Origin of the sequence: Erwinia amylovora (genome assembly GCF_017161565.1) — a bacterium.
Taxonomy (GTDB): Bacteria; Pseudomonadota; Gammaproteobacteria; order Enterobacterales; family Enterobacteriaceae; genus Erwinia; species Erwinia amylovora.
The window spans coordinates 794,547-814,240 of sequence record NZ_CP066796.1 but is presented as its reverse complement, the minus strand read 5'-3'; the positions used below and the strand labels follow the sequence as shown (position 1 = coordinate 814,240).

14 protein-coding genes and 3 tRNA genes are annotated in these 19,694 nt (G+C 56.0%); 7 read left to right on the top strand and 10 right to left on the bottom strand.

Annotation, left to right across the window (positions count from 1 at the left end; translation table 11 throughout):
• Positions 1–15: 15 nt before the first annotated feature.
• The 4 genes from rlmM to JGC47_RS03655 all read right to left on the bottom strand — a co-directional run bounded on the left by rlmM (position 16) and on the right by JGC47_RS03655 (position 3,080).
• The gene (gene rlmM, locus JGC47_RS03670; protein WP_004155747.1) at positions 16–1,116 is read right to left on the bottom strand and encodes a 23S rRNA (cytidine(2498)-2'-O)-methyltransferase RlmM; all 1,101 of its coding nucleotides are present in this window, start codon (positions 1,114–1,116) and stop codon (positions 16–18) included.
• Entirely contained in the window at positions 1,109–1,504 is a 396-nt protein-coding gene (locus JGC47_RS03665; protein ID WP_004155745.1) for a DUF423 domain-containing protein, read from the bottom strand. The genes rlmM and JGC47_RS03665 overlap by 8 nt, the downstream gene beginning before the upstream one ends.
• 84 nt (positions 1,505–1,588) lie before the next feature.
• Positions 1,589–2,506, bottom strand: coding sequence for a transcriptional regulator GcvA (locus tag JGC47_RS03660; RefSeq protein WP_004155744.1), 918 nt, complete (start codon positions 2,504–2,506; stop codon positions 1,589–1,591).
• Between the two features lie 349 nt (positions 2,507–2,855).
• Positions 2,856–3,080, bottom strand: a complete 225-nt coding sequence (locus JGC47_RS03655) for a YgdI/YgdR family lipoprotein (RefSeq protein ID WP_004155743.1) — start codon at positions 3,078–3,080, stop codon at positions 2,856–2,858.
• A gap of 231 nt (positions 3,081–3,311) precedes the next feature.
• Here JGC47_RS03655 and csdA point away from each other — a divergent pair, with 231 nt between their 5' ends.
• Entirely contained in the window at positions 3,312–4,520 is a 1,209-nt protein-coding gene (gene csdA, locus JGC47_RS03650) for a cysteine desulfurase CsdA (RefSeq protein WP_004155742.1), read from the top strand.
• A 1-nt stretch (position 4,521) separates the two neighbouring features.
• On the top strand, positions 4,522–4,971 hold the full coding sequence (gene csdE, locus JGC47_RS03645; RefSeq protein WP_004155741.1) for a cysteine desulfurase sulfur acceptor subunit CsdE: 450 nt from the start codon (positions 4,522–4,524) through the stop codon (positions 4,969–4,971).
• On the opposite strand, the gene tcdA is transcribed toward csdE, so the two are convergent.
• Both tcdA and mltA read right to left on the bottom strand, forming a co-directional pair.
• Positions 4,968–5,768: a tRNA cyclic N6-threonylcarbamoyladenosine(37) synthase TcdA gene (tcdA, locus tag JGC47_RS03640; protein WP_004155739.1), complete on the bottom strand. Its 801-nt coding sequence runs from the start codon at positions 5,766–5,768 to the stop codon at positions 4,968–4,970. The two genes, csdE and tcdA, sit on opposite strands and share 4 nt — an antisense overlap.
• Positions 5,769–5,818: 50 nt before the next feature.
• Positions 5,819–6,964, bottom strand: coding sequence for a murein transglycosylase A (gene mltA, locus JGC47_RS03635; protein ID WP_004155737.1), 1,146 nt, complete (start codon positions 6,962–6,964; stop codon positions 5,819–5,821).
• A gap of 207 nt (positions 6,965–7,171) precedes the next feature.
• Between mltA and JGC47_RS03630 the strand changes: the two genes are divergently transcribed.
• From JGC47_RS03630 to JGC47_RS03620, 3 genes are all read left to right on the top strand, one after another.
• Positions 7,172–7,248: transfer RNA gene (locus JGC47_RS03630), tRNA-Met, on the top strand.
• Positions 7,249–7,322: 74 nt separating this feature from the next.
• Positions 7,323–7,399, top strand: a tRNA-Met gene (locus JGC47_RS03625).
• 41 nt (positions 7,400–7,440) lie between these two features.
• Positions 7,441–7,517: transfer RNA gene (locus JGC47_RS03620), tRNA-Met, on the top strand.
• 82 nt (positions 7,518–7,599) lie between these two features.
• Here the strand turns inward: JGC47_RS03620 and amiC are convergent.
• Positions 7,600–8,847, bottom strand: coding sequence for an N-acetylmuramoyl-L-alanine amidase AmiC (gene amiC, locus JGC47_RS03615; RefSeq protein WP_004155735.1), 1,248 nt, complete (start codon positions 8,845–8,847; stop codon positions 7,600–7,602).
• A gap of 211 nt (positions 8,848–9,058) precedes the next feature.
• Here amiC and argA point away from each other — a divergent pair, with 211 nt between their 5' ends.
• Together argA and JGC47_RS03605 are read left to right on the top strand one after the other, a co-directional pair.
• On the top strand, positions 9,059–10,432 hold the full coding sequence (gene argA, locus JGC47_RS03610; RefSeq protein WP_168382843.1) for an amino-acid N-acetyltransferase: 1,374 nt from the start codon (positions 9,059–9,061) through the stop codon (positions 10,430–10,432).
• A gap of 190 nt (positions 10,433–10,622) precedes the next feature.
• On the top strand, positions 10,623–11,180 hold the full coding sequence (locus JGC47_RS03605; protein ID WP_004155733.1) for a YagU family protein: 558 nt from the start codon (positions 10,623–10,625) through the stop codon (positions 11,178–11,180).
• Positions 11,181–11,257: 77 nt separating this feature from the next.
• Here JGC47_RS03605 and recD read toward each other — a convergent pair whose 3' ends face one another.
• From recD to ptrA, 3 genes are read right to left on the bottom strand one after another with little or no spacing between them, the layout of a single operon-like run.
• A complete protein-coding gene (recD, locus tag JGC47_RS03600; protein ID WP_004155732.1) occupies positions 11,258–13,105 on the bottom strand; it encodes an exodeoxyribonuclease V subunit alpha in 1,848 nt (615 codons plus the stop codon).
• Complete coding sequence (gene recB / locus JGC47_RS03595) at positions 13,102–16,638, bottom strand: exodeoxyribonuclease V subunit beta (protein ID WP_004163982.1); 3,537 nt, start codon at positions 16,636–16,638, stop codon at positions 13,102–13,104. Before recB ends, recD begins: the two co-directional genes overlap by 4 nt.
• Positions 16,635–19,517, bottom strand: coding sequence for a pitrilysin (gene ptrA / locus JGC47_RS03590; RefSeq protein ID WP_004155729.1), 2,883 nt, complete (start codon positions 19,515–19,517; stop codon positions 16,635–16,637). Before ptrA ends, recB begins: the two co-directional genes overlap by 4 nt.
• Between the last annotated feature and the right edge of the window lie 177 nt (positions 19,518–19,694).

The window sequence follows — 19,694 nt, the reverse complement described above, 5'->3', positions numbered from 1 at the left end:
CGTTCGCCCGCGGGATTATCGTTCGTCGCGGCGGCCGGGCGTAGCGCTCCAGATGCGGCGAATATGGACCGTAACCTCTTCACGATCGTGATACAGCTGGCGCGCCTGAATCTGCGCGTTTATGCCATTTTCCATAAGCTTTTCACGGATCATTTGCAGATTCTGCGACACTTCCTCGTAACGTTTCTTCATCGGCAGCTTAAGGTTAAAAATCGCTTCCCGACACCAGCCGTTAACCAGCCAGTCAGCCATCAGATTTGCCACCCGCACCGGCTTTTCGACCATATCGCATACCACCCAGTAGTTATTGCTGCGCGTCGGGCGATATTTAAATCCATCTTCTCGCTGGTGAAATACCTGGCCAGTATCCATCAGGCTCGGTGCCATCGGGCCATTATCCACCGCGTTAACCATCATGCTGCGCTGTACCAGCTGATAGGTCCAGCCGCCAGGGCAGGCGCCCAAATCCACTGCCCACATGCCGCTGGCAAGACGCTCATCCCACTCATCGGCAGGGATAAAAGTGTGGAAGGCCTCTTCCAGCTTGAGGGTAGAGCGGCTGGGCGCATCTGCGGGGAACTTAAGACGAGGAATGCCCATAAACAGTGGCGAATTGTTGCCAGGTAAAGAATAGCCCACGTAGCAGCAGCCTGAAGCGATAAAGAAAACGTGTACCACCGGGCGCTTATTGCTTTCATAGTTCAGCAGAATGCCGTCTTTACGCAAGCTGGCTCGCAGCGGCACGGTGAACTTACGGCAGAACTTCAGCAGCTCCTTGCTGGCATTGGTATCAGGGACTTCCACCCGCAGGTCGCCACCCTTTTCTACCACGCCGTTCAGCATCCCTGACAACGGAGTGATGCGATCGTCAGGCGGCAGATCGCGCAGCAATTCACCCACCACGATCATCTGCCGCGAGAAGATCAGCTCACTAAAGGGGAGTTCAGCCAGCAGCTTTTCCGCCTCACCCTGCTGATAGCATTCAAACAGCACATAGGCAGAATCCTCTTTGACACGCGCAAAGCCGTAGATCTCACGCCCGGCAGCGCTGGCGGTGATCTCTGCCGCACACTCTTTTTCAAAACCCTGACGGCAATACAGTAAAATCTTATTCATGGCGTTCTGCCCTTTTTTTCAGACGCAGTGCGCCAACCAACATCAAACCCCAGCCGATCAGGAAGCAGGTGCCTCCAATCGGCGTTATCCAAACCCATATTTTCAGGTGCGACAGCGCCAGGCAGTAAAGACTGCCGCTAAACAGAACCGTACCCAGCGCCAGAAACGCGCTGCTCCAGTAAAACCAGATATTTGTCCGGCACAGCATCGCTGCTGCCAAACCCAGGATCGCCAGGGTATGAAACGCCTGATAATCCAGTCCGGTTGTCATCCAGGTCATTTCTGCACTTCCCAGCGAATGACTCAAAACATGAGCGCCAAAAGCCCCGAGCATGACGTAGAAAAAGCCACTCAGGGAACAAAAAATTAACATTGCACGACTGGACATGTCGCTATCCTCCGTCAAGGCGCGGGGCCGATCTCCGCAGCCATAGGTAACTGTTCACAGCGGTTTCATCACGCCGGGATAGGCTCATCTTTCGTAGCGAAAGCGAAATTTTTCCTGTTCACTGGCCGCTTTCGCCAGGATCCATTGACGAAAGGCGGCTATTTTACCCAGTTCTGCCTGACTGTCATGACAAACCAGATAAAAAGCATTTTTACTGACTAACACATCGTTAAACGGGCATACCAGCCGCCCTGCTTCGATCTCACTTTGCGCCATCACATTGTTCGCCAGCGCCACGCCCTGCCCGTGGATCGCGGCCTGCAACACCATCGCACTGTGGCTGAAAATAGGCCCGTGCTGCACATTAATGGTGTTCAGGCCCAGCTGCCGGGTATATGACTGCCAGTCACGGCGTGATGCATCATGCAGCAGCGTGTGATGAGCCAGCGCCGTTGGCGAGGTCAGGGGATGTGCGCCCGTTAACAGCTGCGGTGAACACACCGGCAGCAGATATTCCGCGTACAGTTTCTCTGCCCTCAGCCCCGGCCAGTTACCGCGGCCATAAAAAATCGCCACGTCGACATCGTCCGCCAGCTTCTCCTCATCGCGGTCTACCGCCTGGATCCGCACGTCAATGCCCGGATAAGCTGAATTAAAGCTGGTGAGCCTTGGCACCAGCCATTGAATGGCGAAACTCGGCAGCAAACTGACCGTCAATGCCCCTTTTGCACTGCGCGCCTGCAGCTTGCGCGTGGCGTCGTTTAACGCGGTGAAAATCTCTTTAATATCGAGATAATAGCTTTGCCCCTCTTCCGTCAGCAACAGCGAACGATTGCGGCGACGAAACAGCTTAAGGCCGAGAAAGTCCTCCAGGGACTTAATTTGATGACTGACGGCAGCCTGAGTCACGAACAGTTCTTCGGCAGCTTTGGTAAAACTGAGGTGACGTGCGGCAGCATCGAAAACCCGCAGCGCATTCAAAGGTGGCAAACGTTTAGACATGGCAGGTGAGTACTTTTCGTCGCGTCAATAAATGACTCTGTGATCCAGCGTCACACATTAGTTTTTTTTATCCGAGACATTATAAATTGTCCGTTGAGGAACTGCCAGCAAATACCTATAGTTGCGCCACTTCCCGAGCCGGAACGAAAAGCGCAGTGAAACTGAGTGTTAACTCACCGAATTTTGAGGTGCTTTTGGCTTGTGGACGTGATGTTGTGTTTGCAATTGACCTGACGACTTTCGGGTCCGGTAGCTCACGCTGCCTTTTATTCCTGTAGATTTACCCTGTCTGTCCATATTGATTTTTACAGCACCGCAAACTGCGGTGCTTTTTTTTGCCTGAATTTTACTATTGATCCATTTCGACCATCTCTTTCACATCAGAACGGTTGATCTGTTGTTTGATGCCGTTGGCATCTTTATAGCTAATCATCCCGGTGTCACCGTCTACTGCGGGCTTACCACTGGCGACAATGGTACGACCGTCAATGGTATGCATGGCATAGTTGCCTGAACAAGCGGCCAGCATCAACGTTATGGTACAGGCGGTGAAAATTGCAGCTAATTTTTTCATTTTTAGTATCTCCTGATTAAAAGGTAAAGTCCGCGCCGGGCTATCATAGCCGCATGATTTACGCGCTAAACAGCCTGACGGGACGAGGGTTATTTGCGCACAATGGCTAAATACAGACATAATCCAGCATAACGCGCTTTTTACGCTTTGCCAGATAAGCAGACAGATTTCAGCCTACTCTTAGCCTGGTTTAAAGCACGAAGCACCACCCGACAGGAATACACCTTGAGCATGACGTCATTTAACCCAACGCTGTTCCGCCAGCAATTTCCCGCTCTGAGTGATGCAGGGTGCTACCTGGACAGCGCGGCCACTGCGCTGAAACCCCTGGCGGTGATTGAGGCGACGGAACAGTTTTATCGTATGAGTGCCGGCACCGTGCACCGCAGTCAGTTTGCTGCCGCGCAGCGGCTGACCGCACGCTATGAAAATGCTCGCGGCCAGGTTGCGCAGTTACTGAACGCGCCGGGTGCGCAAAACATCGTCTGGACTAAAGGCACCACCGAGGCTATCAATCTTGTGGCGCAAAGCTGGTTGCGCCCGCGCCTGCGACCGGGAGATGAAATTGTGGTGAGCGAGGCGGAACATCATGCCAATCTGGTGCCGTGGCTGATGGTGGCCGCGCAGACCGGGGCCAAAGTGGTCAAGTGGCCGATCGGCAGCGATCGTCTGCCGGATATCAGCCGACTGCCCGCGTTGCTGAACCCGCGCACGCGCCTGCTGGCGCTGGGGCAAATGTCGAACGTCACCGGAGGCTGCCCGGATCTGCCCGCAGCCATTGCCGGGGCGCATGCCTGCGGTGCTAAAGTGATGATCGATGGCGCACAGGGCATTGTCCATTGCCCCCCCGACGTTCAGGCGCTTGACATTGATTTTTATGCTTTTTCCGCTCACAAGCTCTTCGGCCCAACGGGGCTGGGCGCGCTGTATGGTAAAGCGCAACGACTGGCCGAAATGGCGCCGTGGCAAGGGGGCGGGAAAATGCTAACTGCCGTTAACTTCGAGGGGTTCGCGCCACAGGCGGTTCCCTGGTGTTTTGAAGCAGGCACGCCAAACGTCGCCGGGGTGATCGGCCTGAGCGCAGCTTTGCAATGGCTGAACGGCATCGACCTTGTTGCCGCCGAACGTTGGAGCAGCAACCTCGCTGCCGTAGCTGAAGCCCGTCTTGCTGCTGCCCTGCCCGGCTTTGTCAGCTATCGCGCCAGCGGCTCCAGCCTGCTGGCATTTAACGTTGCGGGTGTTCACCACAGTGATGTCGTCACCCTGCTGGCTGAAAGTGGCGTATCCGTTCGGGCAGGTCAGCATTGCGCCCAGCCGCTGCTGGCCGCGTTGGGCGTCAGCGGCACCTTACGAGCCTCGTTTGCGCCTTATAATACCCAGGATGATGTGGACGCACTGGTTGCGGCCATGACGACAGCAATAACCATTTTGGCAGATTAACATGAGCTTATCACTACTCGCCGCTCACCCGTTTGGTGCGCAGATTACTCCCGACTCCCTGTTGGCGCAATTCTCCCCTTTCAGACAGTGGGAAGAGCGCTATCGCCAGCTGATCCTGCTGGGCAAACAGCTGCCGGCCCTGCCTGACGCGCTGAAGAATGAGACGACTGAACTTAACGGCTGTGAAAACCGGGTTTGGCTGGGCCATCAGCTGCTGGAAAATGGCCGGCTACATTTCTACGGCGACAGCGAAGGACGCATCGTGCGCGGGCTGCTGGCAGTCCTGTTGACCACCGTAGAAGGCAAGACCCCACAGGAATTAAGCCAGCTGGATCCGCTATACCTGTTTGCCCAACTGGGCCTGAAAGAGCAGCTTAGCGCCTCACGCAGCGCGGGTTTACAGGCGCTGGCCAACGCGGTTTTACAAGCGGCCAACCCGAACCGGGCTTAGCATCGGGCCGCTTTCGCCATCATCTTTTTTAAGGCATGGGAAACCGCAACAAAGCCAAAGGTGGCGGTCACCATCGTCACCGCACCAAACCCGGAGGCGCAATCCATACGCTTCGGGCCTTCGGCGCTACTGCGGGAGGAGCATACCGACCCATCCGGCTGCGGATACATCAGCGCTTCGGTCGAGAAAACGCAGTCAATCCCCAGCTTGCCTTTGCTGTTTTTCACTATCTTAAAATCGCTTTTCAGCCGCTCACGCAGTTTGGCCGCCAGCGGGTCCTGAATGGTTTTTGCCAGATCGGCGACCTGAATTTGCGTCGGGTCAATCTGTCCGCCCGCGCCGCCGGTGGTCACCAGCGGAATTTTGTGACGGCGGCACCAGGCTAATAGCGCCGCTTTGGGTCGTACGCTATCAATCGCGTCAATAACATAGCTGAAGCCCTGGTCGAGCAGTTCAGCGGTATTCTCTGCGGTAATAAAGTCATCAACACAGGTCACACGACATTCCGGGTTAATATCTCGGATACGGGCAGCCATTACTTCGGTTTTTGCCTGACCGACATGGCTTTTCAGCGCATGGATCTGGCGATTGGTGTTGCTGATACAGATATCATCCATGTCGATCAGGGTAATTGCACCGATCCCGCTACGCGCCAGCGCTTCCGCCGCCCACGATCCCACCCCGCCAATGCCCACTACACAAATATGCGCATCTGCAAACAGTTGCAGCGCTGGCTGGCCGTATAAACGTGCTATGCCGCCAAAGCGTTGCCGCCAGGCGTCAGTAAGAACCGTCATTAAACTATTCCTCGAAAACGGCGGGTCGGAAACACCGACCCGCGACAGGTTTACTGGCTGAGCAGTAAGGATCCCTGAGATGTGCTGTTTTGTGCAGATGAGAACACCGGCGCCCCGGTTCCCGGCGCTGTTTTCAGCACCCAGACGCGGCCATAGTGATTGAACCATCCGGCCATATGGCCGGCCTCCCGGCCGACGCCTTGATAGATATCGAAATGCTGGCCTTTAATTGCTCCGCCAACATCCAGAGAGACCATCATGCGCATCTCATATTTTCCGGTAAATTTACCGTTATTATTTAGCAAGGGGATTTCTGCCAGCAGCGCGGTTCCGGCCGGGATCAGCGCACGGTCGGCCGCTACCGAAGCTTTGGCAATCAGCGGCACCGCACTGGCTCCGCGCACCGGCACAAAGTCCTCCGGCTTGAAGAAGACGAAGGACGGATTCTGTTCCAATAACTCGCGTACTTCTGCCTCGCTGTGCTGTTCTCCCCACTGGCGTATCGCCTGCATCGACATGTCTTCCTGCTTCACTTCTCCACGGTCGATCAACACTTTACCGACGCTGCGATAAGGATGGCCGTTTTTACCGCCGTAACCAAAGAACTTCAGCGGGCGACCATCGCCAAAATCCACGTAGCCGCTGCCCTGAACGTCCATGATAAAATTATCCATCAGCGAGTTGCTGTAACCTGCCACGTAGCCTTCGCCCAGCGCTCCGCTGTAGATTTCCGCCCTGCTCGGCAGCCTGCTGCGCTTCTTATTCGGCATGCGATATAAAGGATACTGGAACTCGCCCTGACGGCTGTAACGCGCCTGAACAACCGGCGTGTAGTAACCGGTAAACTGCACGTTACCGTAGTTATCGGTGCCTTCCATCTGGAAAGCATTCAAACCAAACTGCCGCAGCTGGCGGGTATCTCCCCCGGCCATCAGCCAGCTCTGAACCGCACTGTAGGTGACAGACTGGCGTGAATACAAGCCTGCAGAAGCAAAGCGTATTTGCGCAACCTGGTCGGCAAAATCTTTGCCGTTGACCGGGCGACCTTTTGCGTTTGGCTGGTTGACCAGCGCCAGCGGCTGAATCAACTTTCCGTCTTTATACTGTTGCCCACGATCGGTGGGTTTCGAGCTACAGCCCGCCAGCAGTGCCAGCAACGTGCCGGTCACCAGATATTTCGTCCAACCTGCTTTCATGCGTTGCTTACCTTTATGCGGAAACCCTGCGCGAAGATAGCAAAGGCTCCACCATAAGAAAATGTGCCAGCGGAAAAAAGAACGCCAATATTAGTGCACTATTTCGGCATTTGGTTAAAAAACGCCAGCTTAAGTATGCTTTTAGACACTTAACTGCAAAAAGGGGTTGCAACAAAACGCATCAGGCGTATAGTGCGCTTCCACGGACGCGGGATGGAGCAGCCTGGTAGCTCGTCGGGCTCATAACCCGAAGGTCGTCGGTTCAAATCCGGCTCCCGCAACCAATGACTGAAGCTAATTCAGATTCAGTTCAGCAGTGAACAGAAATTGTCGTGATGGAAGCGACAAACCACGCGGACGCGGGATGGAGCAGCCTGGTAGCTCGTCGGGCTCATAACCCGAAGGTCGTCGGTTCAAATCCGGCTCCCGCAACCAATTTGCCGTCGTGGTGTGCAGTAATATAAGCGTTAACCGGACGCGGGATGGAGCAGCCTGGTAGCTCGTCGGGCTCATAACCCGAAGGTCGTCGGTTCAAATCCGGCTCCCGCAACCAATCAAACACCCTTCAGGGTGTTTTTTTGTATCTGAAGCTTATCAAATCTGCTAGCCGGGCAGGATCCTTTCCGCCCCAAGGGTTATTTTGCTGTTGCCAGCGCGGCGCCGTTAGCGAAATAGGCTTTAATTCCCGCCAGAATCGAATCCGCTACCTGATGCTGAAAACGCGTAGTGCGTAGTTTACGTTCCTCTTCCAGATTACTGATAAACGCCGTTTCCACCAGGATAGAGGGGATATCTGGCGCTTTCAACACCGCAAAACCCGCCTGATCGACGGATCGCTTGTGCAGGTGATTAATTTTCCCCATGCGCGCCAGCACTTCCCCACCAAATCTCAGGCTGTCGTTAATTGTGCGGCTTTGCAACATATCGAACATAGTATGGTCAAGATAGCGATCGCTCCCCATACTGACGCCACCAATCAGATCCGACTCATTCTGAGTCTGTGCCAGAAATCGTGCTGCGGTGCTGGTGGCCCCTTTGGTTGATAACGCAAACACCGACGATCCCCGCGCGGCACGGCGGGTAAACGCATCGGCATGAATCGAGATAAACAGGTCTGCGCGCTGTTTGCGCGCTTTCGCCACCCGCACTTTTAACGGAATAAAAACGTCTTCATTACGCGTCATATAGGCGCGCATACTCGGCTGCTTGTCGATCAGCGATTTCAGGCGGCGGGCAATTTTCAGCACCACGTCTTTTTCACGCGTTTTCTGCTTGCCAACGGCACCGGAATCTTCACCACCGTGACCGGGATCAAGCATAATGACGATTGGCCGATCCTTTCCGGCCTTACCGGGTAACGGGGCGGCCTCAGGCTGGCTACGCCCCAGATCGCCCTGATTGTAATCTTCCAGTAACGCCAGCAGCGGATCGTCATTGTGCTGCGGTCTTTGCACCGGATAGAGATCCAGCACCAGACGATTCTTAATCCCGGCGACCGGGGCAAGAGTAAAGATACGCGGCGCAACATTCTGTTTGATTTCCAGCACCAGGCGCACGGTATTCGGGTCAAACTGACCCACACGCACATTTTTGATATAGGGATCGTCTTCGCGCACCAGCTTCCCGACATCGTTCAACAGGCGATTAAGCTGGATATCGGCGATATCCACCACGACACGGTCGGGACTTCTCAGAGAAAACTGCTTATATTTCAGTGGTGCGTTGGACTCAATGGTCAGACGTGAGTAGGTGGATGCCGGCCAGATGCGGATTGCTACGACATGTCGGCTGGCGGTCATGCCTGTGCGGCTAACGCTCAACAGCCACAGTGCCCCGGCCCCTTGTAATAACCGTCGGCGGTTAAGGGAAGTTGAATCAGTCATGCCACTCCAAATGCTGTGATGTGTCTAATAAAAAGCCAAATAAAAAAATTGGCGAAACTCTAACGAATCCCCCCGGCAGTGTCACTTAGAAAAAACGATTAAATGTAGCGCGCCTGACAGGAGAAAATACTTTTTTCAGCGATGAATAAGGACAAATGCCACTTGCACCCGCGGCCATAAAAGAATAAAAATACACTTTTATCGAATAATAATGCATAGAGGGTTTACCGTGAAGGAACGTAGTACCGAGCTGGTTCAGGGATTTCGCCATACCGTTCCCTATATCAACGCCCATCGTGGTAAAACGTTTGTCATTATGCTGGGCGGTGAAGCCATCGGGCATGAAAACTTCTCAAGCATTGTCAACGATATCGGCCTGCTACATAGCCTCGGCATCCGCCTCGTGGTGGTATACGGCGCGCGCCCGCAGATCGATGCCAGCCTTGCCGGGCACAACCTGGAGCCGGTCTACCATAAACACACCCGCGTAACGGATGCCCCGTCGCTGGAACTGGTCAAGCAGGCTGCCGGTCGTTTGCAGCTGGATATTACTGCCCGCCTGTCGATGAGCCTGAATAACACCCCATTGCAGGGTGCGCATATTAATGTCGTTAGCGGAAACTTTATTATTGCCCAGCCGCTGGGCGTCGATGACGGTGTCGACTACTGCCATAGCGGCCGTATCCGCCGCATCGATGAAGAATCGATACATCGCCAGCTGGACAGCGGAGCCATTGTCCTGATGGGTCCGGTAGCCGTATCGGTCACCGGAGAGAGCTTCAATCTGACCTCTGAAGAGGTTGCCACCCAGCTGTCAATTAAGCTGAAGGCCGAAAAGATGATTGGTTTCTGCTCCGAACAGGGCGTAACGGATGCTGAAGGCCGTATTATCTCCGAGCTGTTCCCGAATGAGGCACAGCTGCGCATCGAAGAGCTGGAAACGCGCGATGATTACCACTCAGGTACGGTACGCTTCCTGCGCGGCGCGGTCAAAGCCTGCCGCAGCGGGGTGCGCCGCAGCCACCTGATCAGCTATCGCGAAGATGGCGCGCTGTTGCAGGAGCTGTTTTCACGCGATGGCATCGGCACCCAGATTGTTATGGAGAGCGCCGAGCAGATCCGCCGTGCCACCATTAACGATATTGGCGGCATTCTCGAACTGATCCGCCCGATGGAACAGCAGGGCATTCTGGTGCGCCGTTCGCGTGAGCAGCTGGAGATGGAGATTGACAAATTCACCATTATCGAGCGCGATAACCTGACCATTGGCTGCGCCGCCCTTTATCCCTTCCCGGAAGAGCAGATTGGTGAAATGGCCTGCGTAGCGGTACATCCTGATTACCGTAGCTCTTCACGCGGGGAAGCATTACTGGAGCGCGTGGCGTTGCAGGCGCGGCAGATGGGGCTAAAAAAGCTGTTTGTGTTGACCACGCGCAGCATTCACTGGTTCCAGGAGCGCGGCTTTGTGCCGGTAGAAATTGAGCGGCTGCCGGAAAGCAAAAAGCAGATGTATAACTACCAGCGGCGATCCAAAGTATTGATGGTCGATCTGCACGAAACCAGTGTTCATACCCGCCAGAGCTGATCGCTTTCTATGCCGGAGCCTGTAGTCCGTATGATGTTATTCGCCGGCAGTCAATACAGGCATTTCACCCGTGTTAATGGGCAGATAAGAACACTGAATTACCTACAGATGGCAACACAGGCAAGACAGGTAAGACAATTACTGACGGCTAACCCCCGTCTTTTTTCGATAAAAGCAAGGAAACTTTGTTATGAGACTAGATAAAATAAATCTGAAAATCATTGCGTGGAGCACCTTCATTGGCGGTTTTATCAGCTCTTTGGTAAAGTCCGGCACCGAAGCAAATATGCCCCCGCGCGTAGCCGGTGAGATATCGCCACCCGCAGCGCATATTGATGCCTGGCTTGGGCCACTGGGCATTAACGCCCATTCAATGGATTATGTTTATCAGGGCATCACGATCCCCGGTGCAGTCATGCTTTATCACTGGCTGTTCAGTTTCGCTTTTGCCTTTGCTTATGTCCTGCTATCCGCTTGCTGGCCCAAAGTCAGGCTGTGGTACGGCGCTGCCTATGGCTTAATCATCACTGTAGTGATGCACGGTTTGCTGATCCCGGCGCTGGGCTTTCGCCACCCGGCTTATTTAGACGGTAAAACCGGCTGGCTGTGGGAACTCAATGGCTATGAGCTATGGAGCGAGATATTGGGCCATATTGTGTGGTCTGTATCGATTGAAGTTAGCCTGATTGCAGTACTGGCTGCTTTCGCAAGGCCCATTAAAGGGCAGTGGTTTAGCAACGTTAAATAACAGTTTATACAGAAAATGCCCTGCCTTGCTGCCGGGCATTCTAACACGCCATGTTCCACACCCCGGCCCTGGCCTGGCTAAGAAGTAGCCCGGTTATTCAACCGTTCCACCAGCCCGCTACGGCGCTGCGTGCGTATCTTCACCGCACTGTTAAACACCGAACCGTCGGCATAAAGGGTTAGCTGCTGTTTGGCGCGGGTGATCGCGGTATAAACCAGTTCACGAGTCAGTACCGGCATCATCTGGTTAGGTAAAACCAGCAGCGTGTGCTCAAACTCCGATCCCTGTGACTTGTGTACCGTCATGGCATAGGCCGTATCATGCGGCGCCAGGCGGCTGGGCTGCACCGCCTTGATCGTGCCATCCGGTAACGGGAAGTACGCCTTCAGCTGCTGATCTTCATCCGGCATCGCGATGCCGATATCACCGTTAAACAGTCCCAGCGCCCGGTCATTACGCGCAATCATTACCGGGCGTCCTGCATACCATTTGCCGTTGAGTGCGATATCGCGGCGGATAAGCCCTGCCAGGCGCAGCGCCTGTTCAATACGCTCATTCAGCCCTGCAACACCGAACGGCCCTTCGCGCAGCGCGCACAGTAGCTGGAAGCGGCCAAATGCGGCCAGTACTTGCCCCGGTGTTGCTCCGGCATGCAGCAATTTCAGGTACTCACGGTAACCTGCAACACAGTCATCCAGCAGCTGCCGATAGTCCTCGCTGCTGCTTAGCGTATGGCGGCGGATGTCGCCGAAACCGCTGCTGAAGACCTGCTCCGCGCGATTAATCTGCCCGGCATTCACCGCCAGCGCCAGCTGGCCAATGCCGGAAGATGACGTGAAGCGGTAGCTTTTGCGCAGCAGGCAGATCGAATCACGCACCTCAGAGGCGCTGGCATCTTCGCGCCCCGCTACCTCGCAACCGGTAAGTCGCGTCAGCTCCACAGCACGCGGCGGGCTGTAGTCATCTTCCGCACAGCGGCAAATATCACCAATCACCGCTCCGGCTTCTACTGAAGCCAGCTGATCGCGGTCACCGAGGAAGATAACTCGTGCATGAGCGGGCAAAGCGGCAATCAGGTTAGCCAGCATCGGGAGATCCAGCATCGAGGCTTCATCGACCACCAGTACGTCAACATGCAGTGGATTTCCGGCGTGATAGCGCATGCGTTGACTGCCCGGCAGCGCCCCCAGCAGGCGATGCAGCGTCGTCGCCTCCAATGGGAAACTTCTCAGGATGCGATCGGCCAGCTGCAGCTGCCGCAGCGTATTACCGAGCGATTCCGTCAGCCGCGCCGCCGCCTTGCCGGTCGGTGCCGCCAGCTCGATACGCGGTGGCGCGGGCGATAATTCAATCAGGCTGGCAAGCAGCTTGGCCACGGTGGTGGTTTTGCCGGTCCCCGGCCCACCGGAGATCACCGCCACCTGGCGCGTCAACGCTACCGCTGCGGCGATTTTTTGCCAGTCATCGGGCTGCTGGCCGAAATAACTATCCAGCGTATCACGCACCCGCTTTTCCTCCAGATCCTGAGGATAATGCTGACGCTGAATAAACTGCGCGATTTTTCCCTCGCTCTGCCACATACGATGCAGGTAAAGCCGCTGTTGATACACCACCAGCGGCGTGGCCTGCTGGCCGTCACTGACCGCAGTTTCTGCCAGCAGCAGCGCCTGCCAGTCCTCCGGTTCGCCGGCAGCCTGCCACAGGGCCTGTGCCAGCTCCGGATAACGCCCGGCAAAAAAAGATTCAGGACGCAGCTGTGCCAACGGCAGACAAACATGACCTTCCCCGGCGTCGCGGCTGACCAGCGCCGCCGCCAGCATCAGCGCGGGCTGCTGTTCAGCCGCCACCATACGGGCAAACTGCACGTCAAGAGGGCGCAATAAGCGCTGGTACTGTGCCAGCTGTAAGGCTTCTGCCAGCGTCATACGTTACTCTCCGGGGGGTTAGCAAACAGTTGGTCGAGAGCGGTAACAAACTCCGGCTGCGGTCGGGTACAGTAAATACCGTTGCTGCCAGCCACGCCGTCCAGACCACGCAGAAACAGGTAGATAACGCCACCAAAATGAAGTTGATAGTCGTAATCAACCAGGCGGTGACGCAGATAGCGGTGCAGCGCCAGCGTATAGAGCTGGTACTGCAAATCATAACGATGCGCCTGCATCGCCTGAGCCATCGCCTCCTGGGTATAGGCGCTGCTGTCTTCGCCCAGCCAGTTAGACTTATAGTCCAGCAGGTAATATTTACCCTGCCAGCAGAACACCAGATCGATAAAACCTTTCAGCATGCCCCGAACCTGGTGAAAGTCGAGCGGCGGGCACGGCTGCGACAGCGGGTCCTGACGTACCACCCGGTCCAGCGCCTCTGACGTCAGCAGACGGGAGATCGGCAAATAGAACTGCAGCTCCGCCTTCCTCGCTGGTGCTGGCAGCTGATAAAGGCTGACGCCCGTCTCATTAAGCGGGGTTTGCAGGATGCGCTCAATCCAGTTGCGCATCACCGGCTGCCACTCCTCGCCCAGCGCCTGAGCGCTGAGTTGCTGCGCCAGCCACTCTTCATCCAGTGGGGCGCTGAACTCCAGCGTTTCAAACAGCCCGTGCAGAAATGTCCCCGGCCCGGCACCGCGCGGAAAAGTATGCGGCGTCAGCTGCGGAACGCGCTCAATGCTGGCTTCACCGGCTGCGTCAACATCGAGGCGCGGCAGCCATTCCATCACGATGGAATGGCCGTGCTGTTGCAGCCCGGAATAACTGGTTACGCGCCAGTTATCACGCAGCGAACGCGGCAGCGTCCGGCTACTCAGAATACCAACCTCTTCTTGCTGCGTCTGCCAGGGGGGGGCATCTGCCTCTGCTGCGATGATTAACGCCGTGGCATCACTGTTAAGCGCCTGCAACGCTGCCAGCAGGCCAGTGGCATCGGCGGGTTCCCCCTGCTGCACCAGATAGCCCAGCGCGCTGCGATGCAGATCGCTGTTGCCCTCTTTTTTACGCGTGCCCTTAATCAGCGGCCCGATGCCAACGCTACAGTGAAATATCGAACGAGTCAGTGCAACGTAGAGCAATCGCAGATCTTCTGCCAGCCGCTCCTGCTCCGCCAGTTCGATACTCTCCTCGCTCTGCTGTAAATCAAGCAGCGCGGTAAAGGTCTGTCGGTCATGGTAGACGCCGTTATCCGCCTCGCGAAAGTTGGCGACAAACGGCAGCCACACCAGCGGATACTGCAAGCCTTTGGATTTGTGGATAGTCACAATCTGTACCAGATGCCGATCGCTCTCCAGACGCAGCTGCTGACTGGCGGACTGGCCATCCGGCTGCTCAATCTGCTGGGCCAGCCAGCGCACCAGCGCATGTTCGCTATCGAGGGTGGCGGAGGCTTCCTGCAACAGTTCGCCCAGGTGCAGCAGATCGGTCAGCCGGCGTTCGCCGTTACCGGAGGCCAGCAGGTTTTCGGCTATCTGACGTTTCATCATCAGCTCACGCAGCATCGGCAGCACGCCACGTTGCAGCCAGCGCTGGCGATAATCAACGAACTCATCCACCAGCGCGTCCCATGCGCGTTCGTCCTGGCTGAGCGCATCCAGCGCCAGCGCATCGGTGCCAAACAGGCTGGTGGCCAGCGCGCTGCGCAGAATGCGCTCCTGCTCCGGGGCTAACACCGCCTGTAACAACCACAGCATTTCACGCGCTTCCGGCGTGGTAAATACGCTGTCACGGTTGGAGAGGTAAACTGACGGAATGGCCAGGGCATTTAACGCTTCACGTATCACCGCGGCTTCACTGCGGCTGCGCACCAGCACGGTAATGTCCGAGGCCTGAACCGCACGCTGCTGCCCGCTTTTACCCATCAGCGCCTCGCCCTTCTGCCCTGCACTGAGCCAGCGGCATATTTCTGCCGCGCACTGACGCGCCATAAACTGTTGGTAATCACTTACACCCACTCCATCACCGGGCTGTAGCCAGAACTGCAGGGCAGGCTGCACTTTACCCTGCACGCTAAAGTTCAGGCCGTGATTAGGCGCAGCCGGATTGACGTTAATAAAGGGTATTTCGCTGAAGAGGAACGGATTTTGCTGGCCTGAAAACAGTTGGTTGACCGCGTTAACCATTGCCGGTGACGAGCGCCAGTTAGTCTCCAACGTATAGTGGGCGCTAACTTCAGATCGCGCCTTCATATAGGTAAAGATATCCGCGCCGCGAAACGCGTAGATCGCCTGTTTTGGGTCGCCGATCAGTAGCAGTGCGCTGTCAGGCTGCCGACGATACAGGGTGCGAAAAATACGATACTGCTGCGGGTCGGTGTCCTGAAATTCGTCGATCAGCGCCACCGGATAGCGCTGGCGAATAGCTGAAGCCAGCGCCTCACCGCCCGGCTGCTGCAACGCAGCATCGAAGCGCCCCAGCAGATCGTCAAATCCTAACTGGGCGTGCAGGCGTTTCTGCTGTTGGGTAACAAAGCGAACCTGCTGCAGCGCGCGGGCAATCACCAGGTCACGTAGCGACAGCGGCTCGGCGAGAAAGGCGTCAATCCGATCGAAGAGAGGATGACGTGGCGGCTCACCTTTTTTAGTTTTCTCCAACAGGAGGCGCTGGCCGAAACGCTCAAGGTCTTTTGGCACCTCGTAGTCTTGCGTTTCCGCCTGCGCCCACAGGGAGATTTTCTCCAGCCAGTTTGGTAAGTGCTTACTATTGTAACTGCGACGGTCAACGCCCGAAGCGTCAATGACCTGCTGTAAATCACCTGCTGCCAGCCACGCCTGCTTCAGCGTGCTGATACGCGCAATGATTTTCTCATGACGCTGCTCAATAGTTTCATCGTTATCCGGTGCCGATTTCAGCATCGGTGCTTCCCCACCCAGCCACGGCGACAGGGTTTTCAGCAACTGCTCCGGCCCGGCCCACAGCTGGCGCACCACGCGTGCCACCGGCAGCGGCAGCGGGTAGCAATAACGACGCCAGAAATCAGCGGCAGCGCGGCGGCGCAGCGGGGTTTCGTCTTCCAGCAACTCCTGCTCAAACAGCATACCGGACTCAAAAGCATTGAGATTCAGCATGCGCTGGCAAAAGCCGTGAATGGTAAAAATACCGGCTTCGTCCATTTGGCGCTCGGCCGCCAGCAGCACCGATGCCGCCTGGGGCAGATCGGCGATCTCCGCCATTAATGCCGCCAGCATCAGATTCGGGCTTTCACCACGAATGCAGGCGATGCGCAGCTCGTGGATATTGGCACGAATACGACCGCGCAGCTCGGCGGTGGCGGCCTCGGTGAAGGTAACGACCAGAATTTCCTCTACCGATAGCGGGCGGCTGAAGGCCGCCTCCCCTCCCAAACCGAGCAGCAGCCGCAGATAGAGCAGCCCGATGGTGAAGGTTTTTCCCGTCCCGGCCGACGCTTCAATCAGCCGCTCGCCGTGCAGGGGAAGACTCAGTGGCTCCAGCGTTTCTGCGGCTCGTTGACTCATGGCGTATCCTGGCTCACCGGCAGCGACTGTTGCAGCGTGGAGAGATCCTTCCAGGTGGTCCAGCCCTTCTCTTGCGCATAATCGGCCTTGCCATCATGGCTGCCTGAGATCTGCGACAGCAGCGCCAGCCCGGATGGGGCTATCACCGCCCGGTGGAAGAAATCAGCCAGCGCTTCCGGCGTTAAACTCTGGATCTGCGCAATCACTTTTTCACGGGTATCAAAACGGTAGTTCCCACGATCAAAATCTTTGCTGAAGCGCCCCGCCTCTTCATCCAGCGTTTGCGGACGCTGCTTAAGCTCATTGATCATCGCCGCCTGGTACTGAGAAAACTCCTGTTTGCCCATTGCACGCAGACGCTTTTCGGCCGTGGGATAGAAAGCCTTGAAACGGCTCAGCAGCCAGGCCGGCTGCTTATCATTACTTTGCAGCAGGAAGCCAATGCCCCACTGGCGGCCGACCGGCATCTGGAAGGCAAACACCGCATAGCCCAGCTGCTCCTGGGTACGCAGCTGATTGTAAAACCACGGCTGGATAATCTGGCTTAGCAGAGAACTGCTGGCCATGCTCTGATGTTCGGAAAATCCAGGCGGGATATACACCGCAGCCAGCGCAGAGTCACTGCTGCTGCCCGGCTTTTGCAAGTTAGCAAGCATTCGCTTATCAATCCTAACCTGCTGGCTGTGCCACCGTTCAGTACCTGTACAGTTCAGGCGCTCTTTTATATTGTTTGCCAGTTTACGCACCGCGTCGGGGGTCATATTACCCACCACCATCAGTTCTGGCGTTGACTGCTCCAGCAGCATTTTGCGGTAGTCCAGCAGCTGTTGCAGCGCGATCCCCGCTACCCGCTTACGCCGCTCGCTGCGTTCGGTATACGGCAACTGAGAAAGCAGCTGTGCAGGCTGAAACGCCAGTTCAAACGCTTTGCCCTTTTCTGCCGCATCCAGCTGCTCCAGATACCAGGACTTAGCCTGTTCAAGCTGCTGCTCGCTCGGGGTAAAACTGGCATAGCCAGCCACTATCTCGCTCATCAGCTTCGGCAGGCGCTGGGTGAAACCGCTGGCGCTGAAGGCCACACCGTCATCTTCGCTGGTGGAGAAGCTGATGCCGCCAACCGACGCCTGCGAATTCAGTTCGTCCAGCGCCACCCCGGCCAGATAATCGTTAAGTGCGAACATCACCTGATTCTGTGCCGTGCTTGTGGCAGCCTTATTGCGCAGCGCCAGGGTGATATTGGCCTTTGGTTCATCGGCGTAATACTGGCTGGGCATATAGAAAACGCGCAGCCCGTTCTGATTGATCAATTCTTCAGGATGAGAATAGGCTTTATCGGCCTTGATCAGACTAAAATCATCCGGGATCAAAGGATTAAGCAGCGGTAACGCCAGTTTGATTTTGGCGCTGGCAGTCTGCCAGTCTTGCAAGCGCTGCGCGCTAATGCGATCGACCTGGTAAGGCGCATCAACAAAGTAAGCGGTTTTATTGTGAGGCTCCTGCGGGCTGATAAACCAGATGCGCGCATTTTGCGGCGTCATACCATCCAGACGTGCTTTAATTGCCTGTGGATCATAGCGGTCAGCGATATACGGCGCCACCAGCGTATCGGCTACCGGCACGCGCAGCATGGTATCGACCAGCCATTCGATGTAGTCCATATCTCGGGTTAGCGACGGATAGCGGAAATCAAGATCGAGAACATGCGACATTTCATCAAAATAGCGCTTATCAATGCCCTGACGGCGCAGCGTGTCGAGGTAGCTGAACACCGCAGCAATTACCTTATCGCGGTTTAACAGGCCTTTGTCGGTCAGCGAAACGGCGATAGTGAACACCCCGGCGTTACGGTCAACCATCGGGTCTGCTCCGGCATTGATCGAGTCAGCCAGCCCCTGATGTTGTAACCAGTCGGAGAGGGTGTTTTTGCTGCGGTTACCGATCAAATAACCAATAAGCGTGTCGGTTTTGCTGCGGAACCTGTCACTGTTGTTCTCAATACGAAATTCCAATTTCAGCTGTTTGCGCGGCTGGGCCGGCACATAGTGAATAATGATGCCTTTCTGCTGGTCGGTTACCACCGGAACGGTGATGTCCGGTACGCTGGCGTGGCGGTTTTCTACGCGACCGAAAGTGGCTGCCGCGATGTTAGCCAGGTCAGGTAGCGGCTGATTACCGTAGATCACCGCCTTCATCAGATTCGCTGAATAATAGCGATGATAAAACGCCTTAAGCGCATCCTGCAGTTTACTGCCTGGCTTATCGCGCAGAGTTTGCAGATTCCCGCCGGAGAAGCGAGAGCTGGGGTGCTGGGGGTTAATCGTTTCTGCATCAACCTGCGCCATGCGCATGCCGTCACGTGAGCGCGCCATGGTCAGTTCAGCGTTCACCGCATTGCGTTCACGATCGGCATTGACCGGGTCCAGCAGCGGTTCAGCAATCGCATCGGCAAGCCGGTCTGCCGCCGGCTGTAGCGCACTGTTTTCCACCTCAAGGTAGTAAGCGGTGCGATAAGACGCGGTACTGGCGTTATGGCTTCCGCCACTTTTTTTCAGGAACTCTGCCAGATTATCCGGCTGCGGGTAGCGCTTTGATCCCATCAATACCATGTGTTCTAAATAATGCGCCAGGCCTGGCTGGTCGGTGGGGTTTTCCAGCGATCCGACCGGCAGCGCCAGCGCCGCCAGCGATTTCGTTGCGTGCACATCTGATACCAGCAGAACCGTCATACCATTATCAAGCTTAACCGACTGGTACTGACGCGGGTCTTTTTCACTTTTGCGAATGGTTTCGGTGAGTGGCTGCCAACCTGCCCGAGCCTGAGTCAGCGGGCTGAACAACGTGACGGAAATAAAACAAGCTAACCAGACTGCATAACGCATTGATACTCCTCAACCAAACGGGTAACCATCTGACATCCTGCCAGATGAATATCGGCTTAAACCTTTCAGCCTGCGCCCGATGACGCACGCTAACGTGATCAATCATTTAATAAAACCACCACAGGATGTCAGGCACCATGCCCTTTGGATCTGACATTTGCCTGCATCCGCAAGGGG